At 45.1% G+C, this 19313-nt stretch carries 15 protein-coding genes; 7 read left to right on the forward strand and 8 right to left on the reverse strand.

What is annotated here, in order from left to right:
* The first annotated feature begins 53 nt into the window (after positions 1-53).
* Positions 54-767 (forward strand): tRNA1(Val) (adenine(37)-N6)-methyltransferase, encoded by a 714-nt coding sequence (locus tag ACYIA1_RS09965; RefSeq protein ID WP_181987538.1) that lies wholly within the window; start codon positions 54-56, stop codon positions 765-767.
* On the opposite strand, the gene ACYIA1_RS09970 is transcribed toward ACYIA1_RS09965, so the two are convergent.
* The gene (locus ACYIA1_RS09970) at positions 752-1723 is read right to left on the reverse strand and encodes a diacylglycerol/lipid kinase family protein (protein ID WP_005854843.1); all 972 of its coding nucleotides are present in this window, start codon (positions 1721-1723) and stop codon (positions 752-754) included. The genes ACYIA1_RS09965 and ACYIA1_RS09970 overlap by 16 nt on opposite strands.
* Positions 1724-1921: 198 nt before the next feature.
* Between ACYIA1_RS09970 and spt the strand changes: the two genes are divergently transcribed.
* The 3 genes from spt (at position 1922) to ACYIA1_RS09985 (ending at position 5291) form a co-directional block, all read left to right on the forward strand.
* Positions 1922-3109 (forward strand): serine palmitoyltransferase, encoded by a 1188-nt coding sequence (spt, locus tag ACYIA1_RS09975; RefSeq protein ID WP_005854840.1) that lies wholly within the window; start codon positions 1922-1924, stop codon positions 3107-3109.
* A gap of 174 nt (positions 3110-3283) precedes the next feature.
* Positions 3284-4798: a PSP1 domain-containing protein gene (locus tag ACYIA1_RS09980; protein WP_057326700.1), complete on the forward strand. Its 1515-nt coding sequence runs from the start codon at positions 3284-3286 to the stop codon at positions 4796-4798.
* Positions 4719-5291: a gliding motility lipoprotein GldH gene (locus ACYIA1_RS09985; protein ID WP_029257204.1), complete on the forward strand. Its 573-nt coding sequence runs from the start codon at positions 4719-4721 to the stop codon at positions 5289-5291. The genes ACYIA1_RS09980 and ACYIA1_RS09985 overlap by 80 nt, the downstream gene beginning before the upstream one ends.
* On the opposite strand, the gene rodA is transcribed toward ACYIA1_RS09985, so the two are convergent.
* From rodA to ACYIA1_RS10020, 7 genes are all read right to left on the reverse strand, one after another.
* Entirely contained in the window at positions 5251-6696 is a 1446-nt protein-coding gene (gene rodA / locus ACYIA1_RS09990) for a rod shape-determining protein RodA (protein ID WP_272057363.1), read from the reverse strand. The genes ACYIA1_RS09985 and rodA overlap by 41 nt on opposite strands.
* Complete coding sequence (gene mrdA / locus ACYIA1_RS09995) at positions 6686-8554, reverse strand: penicillin-binding protein 2 (protein ID WP_121773344.1); 1869 nt, start codon at positions 8552-8554, stop codon at positions 6686-6688. The genes rodA and mrdA overlap by 11 nt, the downstream gene beginning before the upstream one ends.
* Complete coding sequence (gene mreD / locus ACYIA1_RS10000) at positions 8544-9062, reverse strand: rod shape-determining protein MreD (RefSeq protein WP_005854832.1); 519 nt, start codon at positions 9060-9062, stop codon at positions 8544-8546. The genes mrdA and mreD overlap by 11 nt, the downstream gene beginning before the upstream one ends.
* Positions 9055-9909 carry a rod shape-determining protein MreC gene (gene mreC, locus ACYIA1_RS10005; protein WP_005854831.1) on the reverse strand — a complete coding sequence of 285 codons (855 nt, stop codon included), beginning with the start codon at positions 9907-9909 and terminating at the stop codon, positions 9055-9057. Before mreC ends, mreD begins: the two co-directional genes overlap by 8 nt.
* A gap of 102 nt (positions 9910-10011) precedes the next feature.
* Positions 10012-11031 carry a rod shape-determining protein gene (locus ACYIA1_RS10010; protein WP_005854830.1) on the reverse strand — a complete coding sequence of 340 codons (1020 nt, stop codon included), beginning with the start codon at positions 11029-11031 and terminating at the stop codon, positions 10012-10014.
* 11 nt (positions 11032-11042) lie between these two features.
* A complete protein-coding gene (purH, locus tag ACYIA1_RS10015) occupies positions 11043-12566 on the reverse strand; it encodes a bifunctional phosphoribosylaminoimidazolecarboxamide formyltransferase/IMP cyclohydrolase (RefSeq protein ID WP_005854829.1) in 1524 nt (507 codons plus the stop codon).
* A 1072-nt stretch (positions 12567-13638) separates the two neighbouring features.
* A complete protein-coding gene (locus ACYIA1_RS10020) occupies positions 13639-14382 on the reverse strand; it encodes an acyltransferase family protein (RefSeq protein WP_121961321.1) in 744 nt (247 codons plus the stop codon).
* A 514-nt stretch (positions 14383-14896) separates the two neighbouring features.
* Between ACYIA1_RS10020 and ACYIA1_RS10025 the strand changes: the two genes are divergently transcribed.
* From ACYIA1_RS10025 to ACYIA1_RS10035, 3 genes are all read left to right on the forward strand, one after another.
* On the forward strand, positions 14897-15742 hold the full coding sequence (locus tag ACYIA1_RS10025) for a BRO-N domain-containing protein (RefSeq protein WP_480335161.1): 846 nt from the start codon (positions 14897-14899) through the stop codon (positions 15740-15742).
* Between the two features lie 73 nt (positions 15743-15815).
* Positions 15816-17432 (forward strand): ABC-F family ATP-binding cassette domain-containing protein, encoded by a 1617-nt coding sequence (locus ACYIA1_RS10030; protein ID WP_005854824.1) that lies wholly within the window; start codon positions 15816-15818, stop codon positions 17430-17432.
* Positions 17429-19297, forward strand: coding sequence for an LTA synthase family protein (locus ACYIA1_RS10035; protein ID WP_057327810.1), 1869 nt, complete (start codon positions 17429-17431; stop codon positions 19295-19297). The genes ACYIA1_RS10030 and ACYIA1_RS10035 overlap by 4 nt, the downstream gene beginning before the upstream one ends.
* The last annotated feature ends 16 nt before the right edge of the window (positions 19298-19313 follow it).

Here is a 19313-nt window from a genome sequence, read left to right on the forward strand (position 1 = left end):
TACAGCTTTTCATTCAATTCTTACTAATTTCGCGGCATACAATCGATAGAGATATGGCAAATCCTTATTTTCAATTCAAGAAATTTACGGTATGGCACGATAAATGTGCCATGAAAGTCGGAACGGATGGCGTTTTGCTTGGGGCATGGGCTAGCACAGAGAGATGTCAGAGGATTTTGGATGTGGGAACCGGAACGGGATTGATCGCCCTCATGCTGGCGCAGCGTAGCACCGCGATCCTAGACGCTATCGATATAGATTCAGACGCATGTTTACAAGCTCGGGAAAACATCGCGAAATCGCCTTTCGCCAACCGGATACAAGTCTATCAAACCTCGCTCTCCGAATATATGCCGGATGAGAATATCAAATATGACTTGATCGTATCCAACCCACCCTATTTTATTGATTCATTGAAATGCCCGGATACTAAACGTAATCTAGCCCGGCATACGGATACTCTATCACTCCCGGATTTATTGCGTGATAGCCGCAAACTGTTGGCACCCGAAGGAAATATCGCCTTGGTGCTTCCCTTTGATCAACGGGAGTCTTTAATAGACCTCGCTCGAGAAGAGTCTTTGTCTCCATCGAGAGAAACCCACGTTTCCCCCATACCGGATGCCCCTCCTAAGCGTTTATTAATAGAACTCTCAGCGACGCCGGTAGCAAAGCCCAAGTCGTCTCATCTGACCCTAGAAATCGAGCGGCATCGATATAGCGATGAATTCACCGCTATAGCTAAAGACTTTTACTTGAAAATGTAAGGAAGCTTTTTATCGAAGAAGCGAGTTACCTCGTCAAATAAATTATGTACCTCCTTGGTGAAAGACACAACCTCCGGAGTCAGCACATGTAAGGCCTTTGGTTCCACCGTAATATCGATACGGCGATCTGCCATGATCGGTTCTCCATCCAAGTGCATCACGCCCGGATGTTGGCGAATAATCGTGACTTGCTGGGCTTTCATCGTCTTAATCTTACTATTCCGATCAATCTGTTTGGTAAACAATTGGATGGCCAAAGGAGCGATATCCAATGGCATAAAAGGGGATAAGATCGTAACGTCCATCCGTCCGTCCTGTATATTCGCGTGCGGAGCGATAAACGCGTTATTACCATATTGCGAAGCATTCGCGCAAGCGACTAGAAACGCCTTCTCCTTGATCGTCTGATTATCTACCACCAATTCATAAGGCTCAGGCTTATAGCTCAGATACTCCTCTATCGTATTCTTTATATAAGTAAGAGACCCGCGCCGTTTCTCATTTGCGAATTTCTGGCTGACGGCGGCATCAAAACCGACTCCACAGGTACAGAAAAAGACCTGTCCGTTCGCCCGGCAGCAATCTATCGTCGTAACATGCCCTTTCGCGATCAGATCGATAGCCCTTTTCACGTCCATCGGTATGTGCAATTCTCTAGCTAAGCCATTGCCCGAACCTTTCGGGATGATACCTAAGATCGCGTTCGAATGGATCATAGCTCTCGCTATCTCATTCACCGTCCCGTCACCGCCTACCGCCAAAATATATTCAGCTCCTTCCTCTATGGCTTGCCGAGTCAACTCGCTGGCATGGCCTGCATACTCTGTAAAAGAAATGTTTAACGAACAGTTCTTTTTCGAGCAGATCCCTTCGATCATCTTAGGTATCTTGCGCTTCGACCCTACACCTGATATAGGGTTTATGATAGCTTGTACTTTTATATCCCGTTCGCTCATCCTCACTTCTTCTTTTTTATTTGAGAGGACAAAAATAATGCTTTTATAAAACTTTTAAAGCATTTCGACTACTATAAGTTATTTTTTTACTACTTTTGCGGCTGGATTTGCCGAAACATGGGATTATGTACGCGGCGAACCTGTGTTCTTTATTAGAATAAATAAATAGCGAGATAAATCATTCTCTTTTATAATAATATGAAACTTTTACAAGAGAAACTAGCAAAGTACGACGCTCCTCAAAGAGCCATGGCAATGGGAATCTATCCTTATTTCAGGGAAATCCAGAGCGATCAGGACACGGAAGTTCTAATCAGCGGGAAGAAAGTCTTGATGTTTGGTTCTAATGCGTACTTAGGATTAACCAATCATCCTAAAGTAAAAGAAGCAGCGATCGAGGCCATTAAAAAGTATGGTACAGGTTGTGCCGGCTCACGTTTCTTAAACGGAACGTTGGACTTACACCTCCAGTTGGAAAAACGTTTAGCAGAATTTGTTGGTAAAGAAGACGCCATCGTATACTCTACAGGTTTCCAAGTTAATCTAGGTGTTGTATCCTGTATCACCGGACGTGAGGACTATATCCTTTGGGATGAGTTGGATCATGCATCCATTATCGAAGGACATCGTCTTTCTTTCTCCACGAAATTGAAATTCAAGCATAACGATATGGACTCCTTGGAGAAACAACTCCAGAAATGCGAGCCAGACAAGGTGAAACTTATCGTTATCGACGGTGTCTTCAGCATGGAAGGTGATGTCGCTAAATTACCGGAAATCGTAGCTCTCGCAAAGAAATATAACGCAAGTGTAATGGTTGACGAGGCTCATGGTATCGGTGTATTCGGTGATCATGGCCGCGGTACTTGTAATCACTTCGGCGTTACGAACGATGTTGATTTGATCATGGGAACTTTCAGTAAGTCTTTCGCTTCTATCGGTGGTTTTATCGCATCAGACGAACCGGTTATCAATTACTTACGTCACCACTCCCGTTCCTATATCTTTAGCGCAAGCAATACGCCTGCCGCTACTGCCGCAGCGAACGCGGCATTAGATATCATGTTAAGCGAACCGGAACGTATCCAACATTTATGGGATTTGACTCATTACGCATTGGATGGTTTCCGTAACATGGGTTGTGAGATCGGACATACTTCTACCCCGATCATCCCGTTGTTTATCCGTGACAACGACTTGACATTCCTTATCGTAAAAGAATTATTTGAGGCCGGAATCTTCGTAAACCCGGTAGTAGCTCCCGCAGTTGCTTCCGAGGATACACTGATCCGCTTCTCCCTTATGGCTACCCACACGAAAGAGCAACTAGATTACGCTTTGGAGACAATCCACAAGGTATTCAAGAGCCATGGGTTGGTAGACTAATCGTGTAAATATATAAGAAAAGGCCCGAAGGTTAGGTATAACACCTATCTTCGGGTCTTTTTTTATAACTGAAAAAATCATAACTATGATTTTGAATGGGAATAAATCACTATTTTTGCATATTTAGATAAATTGGGTGGTTATGTCGATGGCCCTCTTACAAATTAAAAATAAATGGATTTCATATTAGATAAAGGAAGTAGCCACATGGGCTGCAAAGGTTGCAGCAAAAGGCAAAACAATAAACTGAATACCTATGATTGGTTGTGCGATGTACCCGACGCGGAAGGCTCGACTGATTTCGTAGAGGTTCAATTTAAAAATACCCGCAAAGGGTATTACTTGAATAGTGCTAAAATACCTTTGGAAAAAGGTGATATAGTAGCCGTAGAGGCAAGTCCCGGTCATGATATCGGTACGGTTTCTTTAACGGGTAAATTGGTTCTGCTGCAAATGAAGAAGAACAACGTGCGCACGGAAGCCGAGCCTAAACGGATTTACCGAAAGGCAAAACCGACCGATATCGAGAAATATGAGGAAGCAAAAGCAAAGGAACATGCCACCATGATTCGCTCGCGGCAAATCGCGGCCGATTTAGGATTGAATATGAAAATCGGTGATGTAGAGTATCAAGGTGACGGTAATAAGGCGATCTTTTATTATATAGCGGATGAACGTGTAGATTTCCGTCAACTAATTAAAGTGCTAGCGGAGGCTTTTCGTGTTCGTATCGAGATGAAGCAGATCGGTGCTCGTCAAGAAGCCGGACGTATCGGTGGTATCGGCCCTTGCGGTAGAGAACTTTGCTGTTCCAGTTGGATGACAAGTTTTGTATCGGTCGCTACCGGAGCTGCCCGTTATCAAGATATTTCCATGAATCCCCAGAAATTGGCCGGACAATGCGCTAAATTGAAATGTTGTATCAATTATGAGGTAGATACATATGTGGAAGCCCAGAAACGCCTTCCTTCCCGGGAGATTGTCTTGGAGACCAAAGATAATAATTACTATCATTTCAAGACGGATATTTTCAAACGGGAAATTACCTATTCTACGGATAAATCATTTGCGGCTAATCTTATCACGATTCCGGCAAGCCGTGCTTTCGATGTCATTAACATGAATAAGAAAGGCATGAAGCCGATATCTCTAGAGGCGGATACGAAGCCACAACCACCGAAACGAGACGCTCAAGATATTCTTGGGCAAGAAAGCGTCACACGTTTCGACTCTGTTAAAAAGAAAAAGAAAAAACGTCCTGCCAACAAGAATAATGGCGACAACAATGGAAACGGGAACGGAGCTAACACCACCGCGACGGCAGTTACCAACACCGACGCACCTGTTTCTGAGAATAAGAACAACGGAGGAAACGGAGCCGGTGGCAATAATCGCCGCAACGGAGGAAATAATAGGAATAGCAATCGTGAGAATAACCGGGACAGAGAAAATAATCGGGAGAATAACAAAGATAATAGCCGGGAAAACAGTCGGGAGAATCGGGAGAACAACCGTGATAATAACAGGGAGAACAACCGAAACAATCGCCCGAAACAAAGGCCGAGAGCTAATAACGATAAGCAATCCAACAATGACAAGCCTGCGAATAATGACAAACCTCAGCAACCGATCAAACAGGCCAGACCTGATAAAACGGAGAATAGGCCAGAGACAAAGCCTGAGGCTTAAAAAGTTCATTGCCGCCTGTGTAACATGCTTCTTATGCTTCTCTTGCGAGAATGAAGCTGTATACGATCAGTATCAAGCTATCCAGAACACCTCGTGGGAGAAGAATAAGGAGTACTATTTCACTTTCTTGATTGAGGATATATCGGTTCCGTACGACCTAACCTTGGAAGTACGGAACAATAATATGTATCCGTATCAGAACCTATGGGTATTTTGCAGCGAGGAACTTCCGATAGGTCCTTTAAAAAGGGATACGATCGAATGTATGTTAGCTGATGAGTTTGGGAAATGGTATGGGGACGGGATCTCCCTGTTTCAATCCAGTTTCCCGATACGGTCTGCTTACTATTTCCCCGTTAAAGGGCAATATACCTTTAGCTTCCGGCAGGGGATGCGTAACGACCAACTTCCGGGCATTCAGGAAATCGGCTTACGGGTCTTACCTTCTTCCACTAACGCTCCTTCCGAGAAGCGTCCAAACGAAGAAAAATAAACAATAAGATCGTAAATCCCCAAAGCGAGGAACCTCCATAGCTAAAGAAAGGCAAGGGAATGCCGATAACCGGAGTCAATCCCGTCACCATGCCGACATTAATCGCCAGATGGAAAAAGAATATGGAGGCTACGCTATAGCCATAGACTCGCCCGAAAGCATTATCTTGCCGCTCCGCCAATACAATCAGACGAAGAATAAAAAGTCCGAATACGATCAATACGGCAGAGGCTCCAAAAAAGCCTTGCTCCTCGCCTACCGTACAAAAGATAAAATCCGTATCCTGTTCCGGCACATACTTCAATTTGGTCTGCGTCCCATTCAAGAATCCTTTTCCGGATAATCCTCCGGAACCGATAGCGATCTTGGATTGATTCACATTATACCCCGCCCCGCTTGGATCATCCTCCAAGCCTAAAGAGACTTTAATACGAATTTGTTGGTGAGGTTCCAATATGTCATTAAACACATAATCCACAGAAAATAGGAAACCGATAGAACCTAAAGCGAACAAAGCGATTAACGCATAATGCCATACCCAGTTTCGAATGGATAAATAGAATAAATAGATTGACGCGGCTCCTACCAAGCCTATCGATATCCAAGCGAAGTTTACCGGGACAAACAAAGAAACGACATACCCGATCAAGAATGTCGAAGCAATTCCCCCAAGCATGATCTTAACGCTTATATAATCCTTACGGACACTCCCAACTAATCCCATGGTTATTAATAAGACAAGGCAAGAGACGATTAATTCACCCAATGGGGTAATACCCACCATCACCTCTGAATATTTCATTCCCGTAACGAAAAAGACGACCGCACAAACTCCTATCAACAAAATATATCCAGTCATTCCTTCCCGGTATAACATCAGGAAGAATGCCAAGTAAACCAATGCCGACCCCGTCTCTTTCTGTAAAAGAATACAAACCATCGGCAAGAAGATCAAGAACAAAGTGATTGAGAAATTCTTGACCGTCGTTAGCTTAAAGCCATAGCCATTCATAAACTTCGCCACGGCCAAAGCGGTAGCGAACTTAGCCAACTCCGCTGGTTGCAAACGGATAGGTCCCAATACGAGCCAAGAATGCGATCCCTTGATATTAGGTGCTAAAAATATAGTGGCGATCAACAATACGATCACGCACGCATAGATCAGATAGGCGAATATATCGAAGAAGTCACTTTCCAGCATCAATATGACGAAAATAAGGGCGAGTGAGGTACCGATCCAAATCATCTGCATCCCCGGACGACCCGACGGATCGAACAAGCCAACGTTATCAAACTCGTAGCTCGCCCCACAAATACTAAACCAACCGGCGATTACCATAATCAAATACAACAAAATGGTAATCCAGTCTACCGACTTCCATATTTCCGTTTTCCTATAGCGCATTGTTCGGTAGTATTACGGCATTCATAATATATTCCTCCGTCGCCTTGTTAGCCTCGGATATTTCTCCTTTCAAATATTTCTCCAACATCAATTTACCGATAGGCACCGCATAGGTAGCACCGAATCCGGCGTTTTCCACAAACACGGCAATGGCGACCTTCGGCTTTTGATAAGGAGCGAATCCCATAAAAATAGAATGGTCCTTACCATGCGGGTTCTCCGACGTTCCCGTCTTTCCACAAACCTCGATATCCGGTAAAGCCGCCCCACGACAGGTTCCACCATAAGCGGTTCCCGTAACAGCCCCTCGCATACCCTCGGCAATATAACTATAATAATGCGTATCCACCGATGTATAATGCCTCTTACTATATAATGTATCCAGCGGGGTGTCTTGAATCTCTTTCACGACATGCGGAGTAATATAATATCCCCGATTAGCGACAGTAGCCGCCAAATTACAGATTTGCAAAGGCGTAGCCAATATCTCACCCTGACCGATAGCGATCGAGATAACCGTACTGGAATTCCAACGTCCCCGGTACACCTTATCGTAGAACTTACTATTCGGAATGAACCCTCGCTTCTCCCCCGGAAGATCGATTCCCAGCTTATAGCCATACCCCATAGAAACCATATAATTCTTCCAAACCTCAAAAGCCTCCTGTACCGACGGATATCGCTTCCGGCTGTCGATCATATCATGCAGTCCCCAAGGGAAAAAAGAGTTACAAGAGGTCGCCAACGCCCCGACCAGATTCAGAGGAGACGGATGCCCGTGACAAGCCGGCTTACCTCCCCGGAAGGTATATCCATGCGCACAGGTATATTGAGTTTCCGGAGTAATCACCCCTTCTTGCAAGAAGATCAAACCTTGAGTCGGTTTAAATGTAGATCCGGGAGGATATTGCGCCATGAGCGGGCGGTTGAATAAAGGTTTCAACGGGTCCTTCTGCAAAGCCACGTAGTTCTTTCCCCGCTGGCGCCCGATCAAGATACTCGGATCATATGTAGGAGCGGAAACCATACAAAGTACCTCCCCTGTCTCCGGCTCTATCATCACGATACCCCCTAATTTATTCTGCATTAACTTCTCCCCATAAGCCTGCAAGTCCATATCCAAGGATAATTTCAAGTTCTTGCCGGATTCCGGCTGGATATCGTGCCTGCCTTCCTCGTATCGCCCCTTGATACGTCCGTGAGCGTCACGCAACAGGATCTCGACTCCTTTCACGCCCCGCAAATATTCCTCGTACGATTGCTCGATCCCGGTTCTGCCGGAGTAATCGCCTTGTGTATAATAAGCGTCATTCTCTATATCTTTCCGGTTTACCTCGCCGATATTTCCCAGCACAAGAGCGGCATTGGGATACTCGTATTGGCGGATCGTGCGATTCTGGATATAGAAACCGGGAAATTTGTATAACTTCTCCTGCAACACGCCATATTCCTGCGCAGAAAGCTGGTTCATAAATACTTGAGGGACATAGGAAGAATAACCGGGATTTAACCGCCGGTTCTTAATATCCGCTATACGTTTGAGGAATTGCTCTTTCGTGATGCCCAGCACATCGCAGAAATCGAGGGTATCGAAAGGCTGTATCTCACGCATGATAAGCATCACGTCGTAAGCGGGCTGGTTATAGACCAATAATTTACCATTACGATCGTACATCATGCCTCGGGAAGGATATAAGGTTTTTTTCAAGAAAGCATTACTATCCGCCCAAGCTTTATAATCGTTGTCGACCACCTGAAGGATGAACAAACGGATAATAAAGATGATAACCAACAGGATCACCGCCCCACCTAAGACATAGCGCCTGTTCTCAAACTCATACTTGGTATTATTCTCCACTTTTCTGAGACTCTATATTGAATGCTTCTACCGTACAAATCAATAAGGTTGTCATCACCACGCTCGAGAGGATACGGACAACCAGAAACAACGGGTCAAATAAAGTCAACGACTCAATCACAAAAAGAGTCGTATGTTGTATCAACACAAACGATAACACATATCGGAAAAAGCCTCCGAAACCAAAGGTCTTATAAGACGGGTAAATACCTTCCGGCAAATCTTTCCCCATGAATACACGGATTAACGGCTCCCTGCAAAATCCCGCCAATGTACAGGCGGCCGCATGCATACCCGGTGTGTTGCTGAACGTATCAATAACCACCCCGGCTATGAAAGAGAAGAAAACGACTTGCGTCCGTGAGCTACCGACCGGCATCTTAATAATGAAATAGAGATACAGAAACGGGGTAGCGATCCGCAAGAAATGAATGTTGTTCAAGACCAAGACCTGAATCAACACAAACACCACGAAATATATGAAACCACGCAGTAAATTATTAATCATTTCTTTTCGCCTCTTGTTCTACACCAATTTGCTCCGTCTGACGGAAATTCTTGATAATACGCACGTTGTTCAACGCTTGAAAATCCGTAGCCAGCTCGACCTGTAATGAATAGAAATTATCATCGTGTTGTTTCTCGAAATCAGCGACCGTACCTACGATAATACCCGAGGGGAATACGGCGGAGTAACCGCTCGTCACGATCGTATCGCCTTTCTGGAACTCCACATGGCGCGGCAACTCATCGAGGTTGGCGTACAGCGTATTGCGTCCATTCCAGCTTAATGACCCGAAATAACTACTACCTAATACCTTACAACTCAACCGGAACTTAGGATTCAGCAACGGAATGATCACGGAGAAATGATCGGAAACCGTCGATACGATACCAACCACACCTCGTTCCGAGACAACTCCCATATCGGGCATGATCCCGTCCAGCTTCCCTTTATTCACGGTAATATAATTGGACAAATGCGTGACACTGTTGTTCACTACATCCGCCACGACAAACGAATAAGGAAATTGCTCCGTCGAATCCGGCGCGAATCCCTTAAAACTAACCGTATCCGCAATCAGCGCATCTAACTGATCTTGCAGATCCAGCATTTGCAATTCCAACTGTCCGTTACGCTCCAATAACTCCTTATTGATATCCCGAAGATTCAAATAAGAAGTAACAGATCCGGATATCGAGGCGATATATCCTGTCACGACATTCGCTGAACTGAATATAATATTCCGTTGGTACGCGTTATTACGATAGACCAACATCAACGAAACAGCCTCAAGCAGAATGAACAAAAACCAATGCCTCTTCCCGATCAGGAACTCTAGTAACTTACGCATAGGAATTGAAAACTGAAAGTTGAGAATTGAAAATTGAAAAGAACTAGACCTATCGGCTCGCTAATTTTCAACTTTCAATTCTCAATTCCCAATTATTTACTCTTATCGGATTAAGAAATTAAACTTCTCAATATTCTTCAAAGCGACTCCCGTACCTTTCGCCACGGCATGCAACGGATCCTCGGCGATATGGAACTGGATATTCATCTTATCCCGCAAGCGCTTATCCAAACCGCGAAGCATAGCGCCACCGCCAGCCAAATAGATACCGTTTTTCACGATATCGGCATATAACTCGGGAGGGGTTTGCTCCAAGGCACTCAAGATAGCCGCCTCGATCTTCGAGATAGACTTATCCAAACAGTGGGCGATCTCCTGATAAGAGACGGGTACCTCCATCGGTAAGGCAGTCATCTGATTCGGGCCGTGAACCACATAATCCTCCGGAGCGTCCTCCAATACAGTAAGCGCGGAACCCACGTTGATCTTGATACGCTCGGCCATACGCTCACTCACCTTCACGTTGTGTTGGCGACGCATATACTCCACGATATCAGCCGTTAAATCGTCACCCGCCATACGGATTGATTTATTCGACACGATACCACCTAAGGATATGACAGCGATCTCGGTAGTACCACCTCCTATATCCACGATCATATTACCCTCGGGGGCCAAGACATCTATACCGACACCGATAGCGGCAGCCATCGGCTCAAAAACCATGTACACATCACGTCCACCGGCATGCTCGGCAGAGTCTCGCACGGCACGTATCTCTACCTCCGTACTACCTGAAGGGATACCGATCACCATACGTAAGGACGGAGCGAACCAGCGCTTCCTTCCGCTCGCCATCTTGATAAAGCCGCGAATCATTTGCTCGGCAGCGTAGAAATCCGCGATAACTCCCTCACGAAGCGGTCGTACGGTACGAATATTCGGGTGCGTCTTCTCGTACATCTCACGGGCCACCTTACCGACAGCCAGCACCTTGTCCGAGCGAGCATCCAAAGCAATCACCGAAGGTTCGTCTACCACCATCTTATCATTACACGTGATAATGGTATTAGCGGTACCCAAATCTATGGCAACTTCTTGTGTGAAAGAAAACAATCCCATTAGTCTTATTATTAATGTTTAAAATGACGAACACCTGTCTTCACCATAGCCAAACCATGTTGGTTACAGTACTCGACAGACAACTTATCATTGATAGAGCCTCCCGGCTGGATTACGGCCGTGATACCTGCTTGGTCTGCGATCTCAACGCAATCGGGGAACGGGAAGAAAGCGTCGGAAGCCATCACGGCGCCATTCAAGTCGAAGCCGAATGATTTAGCCTTCTCTATGGCTTGTCTCAAAGAGTCCACACGAGAGGTCTGCCCGATACCGCTGGCGCAAAGCTGCTTGTTCTTCACCAAGGTGATCGCGTTGGACTTGCTGTTCTTCACGATCTTGTTGGCGAACAACAGGTCCTCAACCTCCGAGGCTGTCGGCTGCTTATCCGTCATAGGCTCCAAATCAGCCTTACCTTGGATACTCAAGTCCTTCTCCTGCATCAAGACACCATTCAATAAAGAACGGAACTGCATCGGGCAAGTCTTACAATCCTTACGGATCAAGATGATACGGTTCTTCTTCTGTTGAAGTACCTCCAGCGCATCAGCGTCGTAAGCCGGAGCGATAATCACCTCGAAGAAAATCTTGTTGATTTCCTCGGCCACTTCCTTGTTAATCGTAGTATTCGTGATCAAGATGCCACCGAAAGCGGAAACCGGGTCACCGGCCAAAGCCTCTTTCCAAGCCTCAACCACATTACCGCGGGAAGCGATACCGCAAGCGTTATTATGTTTTAAGATAGCGAACGTCAGCTCGTCGAACTCATCGATCAAGTTCACGGCGGCGTCGATATCCAATAAGTTGTTGTAAGAAATCTCTTTTCCATGGATTTGATCGAACATATCGTTAAACTTACCATAGAACTTAGCGGCTTGATGAGGATTCTCGCCATAACGCAAATGCATCGGGCTATCTACCGTTGCACGGAAATGGGAACCTTCGCGGCCATCAAAATAATTGAAGATAGCGGAGTCGTAACCCGAGGAAACGGCGAATGCCTCTTTGGCGAACCATCTACGATCCTCGATGCTTGTCTCAGCGCCCTTCTCGTTCAAAAGATCCATCAACGGCTGGTATTGAGCCTTGGAAGCTACGATTACCACATCCTTGAAGTTCTTCGCGGCAGCACGTATCAAAGAGATACCGCCTATATCTATTTTCTCAATAATTGCTTGTTCCTCAGCGCCGGAAGCGACAGTCTCCTCGAAAGGATATAGGTCAACGATAACCAAGTCAATCTCCGGGATCTCATATTCAGCTAATTGTTTCTGGTCATTCTCGTTCTCACGGCGAGCCAAGATACCACCGAATACCTTCGGATGAAGCGTCTTCACACGACCGCCCAAAATAGACGGATAAGAAGTCAAGTCCTCTACCGCATCACAAGGCAAACCCAATGACTCGATAAATGATTGAGTACCACCTGTTGATACAAAGCTCACACCCTCGCTATGCAATTTCTTTAGGATTTCGTCCAGCCCGTCTTTGTGAAACACAGAGACCAAGGCACGTTTCATTCGTTTCGTTGCAGCCATCTTTCTATTTTCGTTTACTTTAATGTTTTAGAGCACAAAAGTAGATATTTATTTCCAATCCAGCCTTATTATTCAGATAAAAACAAGGCAACCATACCAAATTTCATCCATAGCCAAAGAAACATGAATCCATCGCACATGATACGGGAGACGGGGCACGCCCCGTCTCTACAACCTATGACATTGCCCTAAGATAATGAGATTTCCTTTGTTAATAATAGAAGATCGCCCAATTTGACATTCTGACATTTTGTCCCCTAAAGCTCCAGAGAATCGAATATTTCGCCCCAGAGTACAGTCGGCTTCCATATTTGAGAATAAAAATCCGCAATTAGTTATCTTTCAATGATATATCGTTTTTGGGGCTTTTATTCTAGCGAGGATTCCCGTCTCTTATCACCCTCAAACATACAAACAATAGACTTCTTATTCGAAAACAATAGACTTTTCACTCGAAAACAATAGTGTTTCGCTCCGAAAACAATAGCATTCGCAGTCGAAAGCAACTAACAACGCCGCCGTAAACACCCTACAACTGGATCGTAACAACCTTACAATGCCTATCCGCAGACCCGAAAACCGGCAAAAACCGACCTTTTTCGCTCTCCTTTCCCTCCAGTTCACCCTGCCTATAAAAAGGCATTGTCAGCGTAAAACGCCAATCCTGACCAAATAGTCATAACAAAGCGCCTCCCACTGACAAGTCATCACCCCACAGAAAGCTATCGGCCTCCCGTGATTGCAGAGAGAAGCCTAGGTAGGAAGCGCCGAAGCATGGCATAGAAAGCCAAGCAGATCAAAATAGCTCCCAAAGCAACCCCGAAGTAAATCCCAATAATCGCCCATTCCGCAGAAGACCGGAAGAACCATAATATCAATCGATATATAAAGATCTGCACGATAACATGAGAGGCAAAGACAAAGAAACTAGCCCCCTCCAAGAAGGAGTTAGTCCGCCAAAGAGCCTTTTCCAATCCATACGCAGAAAGAGAGATCGCAAAGACACAGCCCACAAGAATGCCTACATTATGCACATAAACATTCCATCCTAATTCCTTTGAAAGAAGATCCGCTAAAGCCAAAACCACATAAAGCAATGCCGCCCCCGTAATAAAGGACGCGTCTCCACTACAAAATTCCGCCGATGCACGCTATAGAAAGCACCAAGCGAGAAAAAGAACCAAGCGGTCGGACTTAAACCCGGCGAACTGACCCCATCGTAAATGAGCCAAAGAAAGCCAAGTAGCGCTAACGCATATTGCCGTAAATAGCGTACCATAGCATACACCAATGGCGAGAATACCACCAATACCATCAAATCACGGATAAACCACAACGGATAGTTGATCGGCATCGGCATTCCTCCCGGCTCACTAGGTTCTCTCGCCCAAAAGATATCCCACCAATCACACCATCCGTTATCCAGCACAGGTTTAACCTCACCGGCAAGCACAGATGGAAACAAAAGTTCTATCAAGAGGTGCAAACCCACCAATGCTCCATTCCAAAATAGATAAGGCAACAGCAAGGTTTGTGCCCGCTTTCGCAATTTAGAGCCATACATAGGCCAACTAAAGGAACTCTTATAAAAGAACAGATAACCGGATATCAAGAAAAAAAGGGGTACGGCAGTACGTGCCAGCACTTGAGAAAACAGGTCCGCTATTAATTTATAAATGGGATATTCATCCATTACGGGAACCTTAACACCACCTATCGGCAATTCTTTATAATAGCAATGTATCAATACCACCCCCACGATCAAGGGAAAGCGCAAAAAGGCAATCGTCTTCGATTGCAACTCATCATTTGTCATCGTAAAAAGATTCGTTTTTAAATTGTTTGAAACTAAAAGTGCGCCACGCTCTGCATCTCCATCCAACAGGGAAAAGAATGCAAAAGCGTGTCGCACCCATTTCGAAACAAAATAAAACGGGGGCGCATCCACCTTTACCTTTCTCTGGGCTTTAAGAATAAAATTGGTCGTTTTTCTTCCGGAGAAATGCGGCGAAGCATAAATTAAGGAAATAAGGAAAGAATGGGTTTAAATCATAGGCTATACTATTATGGGGTTAATAAATAAGAGGCATAAGGACACAAAAAAAGGTGTGAACCCTACTTATTCAGAACGTAGAAGGTACGACCAAGCACCCAAGCCCAAACCAAATAAGCAATATTTTTCGTACCTTCTCATTTAAACCGCGTATCGTTTGCTTAAATGAGATTAATATACTTACTTTGCGATAAATAAACTTTTAATCAAACTATTAAACTATGGATATACTAAATTCTCATTTACCTTTGTCTATAACTACTCAAAGCAACTACAAATGACACAAAAAGAATCTATCCGCTTATTCGAAGAAAGAAAAGTTCGCGCCATATGGGATGACGAACAAGAGGAATGGTATTTCTCGATCGTTGATGTTATATCTATTTTAACAGATAGCCCCAACCCTCGAAAATACTGGAGTGTATTAAAAAACAGATTGAAAAGAGAAGGTAGCGAGTTGACTACAAATTGTAGTCAACTGAAAATGCAGGCCGCTGATGGCAAGAAATATTTAATACAGCTAGCCAATACCGAGCAACTCTTCCGCCTTATCCAATCAGCACCATCTCCCAAGGCCGAACCTTTCAAATTATGGATCGCCCAAGTAGCGAAGGAACGTTTGGATCAAATGCAAGATCCGGAGTTGTCTATTGAGCAAGCCATGGTCGATTATAAACGATTGGGCTATTCGGATAATTGGATCAACCAACGATTGAAATCCATAGAGATACGGAAAGATCTAACAGACGAATGGAAGAAGAGAGGACTGGAAGAAGGCCTCCATTTCGCTACATTAACCGACATAATCTATAAGTCATGGTCCGACATGACCTCCATGGAATATAAACGATTCAAAGGATTAAGAAAAGAGAATCTTCGAGATAATATGACAAACAAAGAGCTTGTATTAAACATGCTGGCCGAGTTATCTACCAAGGAAATATCAGAAGCATCGGAACCAGACACCTTTAGCGAGCACATAAATGTCGCCCAACAAGGAGGCGAGGTGGCTCGTAACGCCCGATTAGAGCTGGAAGCCAAAACCGGGAAAAGCGTTATCTCACCGCTCAACGCCCAAAAGATAATTAGCCTAAAAAAGGGAGAGAACGAGCGGGATGTATGACATCCAATGATAAGATAAACAATATTTTTCGTACCTTTGCATCCTCAATCGCAATTTAATAGGTATACGAAATATGATAACAGTTAACAATCTGGACGTACAGTTTGGAAAACGCATCCTTTTTCAGGATGTGAACATGAAGTTTACACCGGGCAATTGCTACGGTATTATCGGTGCTAACGGGGCCGGAAAATCTACGTTTCTCCGTGTAATCAGCAAGCAATTAGACCCTACCAGAGGTAGCGTTAACCTAGGACCGGGCGAACGTCTTTCCGTATTGAGCCAAGATCACTTCGCGTTCGATGAATATACGGTTATGGATACCGTATTGATGGGACATACGACCTTATGGGAGGTGATGAGCGAGAAAAACGCCCTTTACGAGAAACCTGATTTCAGCGACGCCGACGGTATCCGCGTATCGGAACTGGAAGAGAAATTCGCCGAGATGGAAGGCTGGAACGCAGAGAGCGACGCCGCCAACCTATTGAGCGGACTAGGCATCAAGGAGGATTTGCATTATATGTATATGAAGGACTTGAGCGGTAAGCAGAAAGTACGTGTCTTATTGGCCCGTGCCTTGTTCGGACAGCCCGATAACCTATTATTGGATGAGCCGACGAACGACTTGGACCTTGAGACGGTTTCTTGGTTGGAGAATTATCTCTCTAATTTCGAGCATACCGTATTGGTTGTTAGCCACGACCGTCACTTCCTCGACTCCGTTTGTACGCATACCGTGGATATCGACTTTGGTAAATTACAATTATTCGCCGGAAACTATAGCTTCTGGTACGAGTCTAGCCAGTTAGCCCTTCGTCAACAGCAGAACCAGAATAAGAAAGCCGAGGAGAAGAAGAAAGAGTTGGAAGAATTTATCCGCCGTTTCAGCGCCAACGTAGCGAAGTCCAAGCAGACCACCAGTCGCAAAAAGATGTTGGAGAAGCTGAATATCGAGGAGATCAAACCGTCCTCACGCCGCTATCCGGGAATCTTGTTCACGCCTAACCGCGAACCGGGCAACCAGATCCTTGAGGTGAAAGGATTGTCGAAGAGTATCGACGGACAGGTATTGTTCAAGGACTTGAACTTCTTCGTGGAGAAGGATGACAAGATCGTATTTATCAGTCACGACCCTCGTGCCATGACCGCCTTGTTCCAGATCATCAACGGTGAGGAGAAAGCGGATGCCGGTACGTATCAGTGGGGACAGACGATCACGACCTCTTATCTTCCTCTCGATAACTCCAAATATTTCAATACAGATATCAACCTGCTCGATTGGTTATGCCAGTTCTCGCCGGATACTAACGAGGTATTCTTGAAAGGCTTCCTCGGACGTATGTTGTTCTCGGGCGAGGAGCTTATGAAAAAGGTAAGCGTACTTTCCGGAGGTGAGAAGATGCGTTGTATGATCTCACGTATGATGCTCACCGACGCCAACTGCTTGATCTTGGATACTCCGACCAACCACTTGGACTTGGAATCCATCCAAGCCTTCAATAATACATTGAAGACATTCAAGGGAAATATCCTGTTCTCCAGCCATGACCACGAGTTCATACAGACTGTATCGAACCGTATCATCGAGCTGACTCCTAACGGTATCATCGATAAGATGATGGATTACGATGATTACATCACAGATCCGGCTATCGCTGAGTTACGGGAAAAGCTATATTCGAAATGAAAAAAAGATTATTATTCATACTAATCGTTTTTATCGCATGGCTACCGGTTTTTGTTATTCAAAAACCGGTATTTATGTTTTATCAGCATGCGTTGTCCGAGGCTTGTACCTTCACGGACTTCCTACAGGTTATGCTTCATGGGCTGAAGCTGGATTGTACGATAGCGGGATACCTTACGGCCATCCCTCTCCTATTGACTTTAGTATCAGTTTGGATTCCGGGCGTTTGGCTAAAGAAGGTATTGAAAGGGTACTTCTTGATCATGGGAATTCTGGTATCCGCGATCTTTTCCGTAGATGTGGCTTTATATAGCTTTTGGGGATTCAGGTTGGACGCTACCTTATTCTTCTACCTACAATCGCCCGCCGATGCGATGGCGAGCGTTCCGCTGGGAATGTTCTTTATCCAATTATTGGTATTCGTGGCATATGCGCTAGGTATCTATGCTTGGTTCACCTTCATCCTCCGGTTCGCGCCAGTAAAGCCTAGCTTTCCACCTACGGGATTGGAACAATTGGGAAGTACTTTCGCCATCCTCTTAGCAGGGGGAATATTGTTTATTCCGATCCGGGGAGGCGTAACTACGTCTACGGCAAATGTCGGCATGGTTTATTTCAGCCAGAACCAGTTCTTGAATCATTCGGCGATCAACCCGTGTTTCAGTCTGATAGCCTCATTGAGTAAGCAACAGGATTTTGCCTCGCAATTCGATTTCTATCCGGAGGAAAAGCGGAAAGCCTTATTCGATACGCTCATTCAAGCCCAAGACTCCTTATGCCCGGGAGATTCCATACCTACAGAGCCTGTCAAGCTATTGACAACGACTCGTCCCAATATTCTCATTATCATCATGGAGAGTTTCACGGCAAATGCTATCGAGGCTGTTGGTGGTGAGCCGGGAATTACGCCGAACTTGAATCGGCTGAGCAAAGAAGGTGTATTATTCACGAACCTATATGCCAACTCGTTCCGTACCGACCGAGGCTTAGTCTCCGTATTGAACGGCTATTTAGCCCAACCCACCACCTCCATCATGAAGTATCCGGTGAAAAGCCAGACCCTTCCATCTATCGCAAAGAGTCTTAACAAAGAAGGATATACGGCGGATATGCTCTATGGAGGTGATATCAATTTCACGAATATGCAAAGTTATTTCTATAGTTCCGGCTACAGCAAGATAACGGCAGACCGTGATTTTCCCTTGAGCAGCCGTCTGAGTAAATGGGGAGCAAACGACGATATCACGTTCTCGCATCTTTACGAGGATATCAAGCAAAGACCAGTCGACGGCAAACCTTGGTTAAGTACATTCCTGACATTAAGTAGCCATGAGCCATTCGAGGTCCCGTTTCACCATTTGGAGCATCCTTATCTAAACTCCGTCGCGTTTACGGACAGCTGTATCGGCAATTTCATTGATACGTTCAAGGAACTGCCGACATGGAAAAATACGGTAGTCATCTTTGTCTCCGACCACGGATACCGTTACCCTGAAAACATGCAGGAGTACGGACCTTTACGTTTCCACATACCTATGCTATGGCTAGGCGGAGCGATCGCCGAACCTAAAGTGATCGATACGTATGCGAACCAAACCGATTTGGCAGCCACCTTATTAAATCAGATGGGTCTCCCCACGGATGAGTTCTCATTCAGCAAAGATATATTGAATCCTTGCGTCCCGCATTACGCCTTTTATACATTCAATAATGGATTTGGCTTTATAGACGAATCCGGTGTTTCCGTATACGACAATGAAGGGAACAAGATTTTAGTAGAAGAACCTGAAAGCGGAAACGAGACCCGCTTGGAGAAAGGAAAAGTCCTATTACAAACTTTATACGACGATCTGGGAAATCGATAGCGACAGATATAAAAAA

This window comes from Parabacteroides sp. KHUB-02, assembly GCF_056640955.1.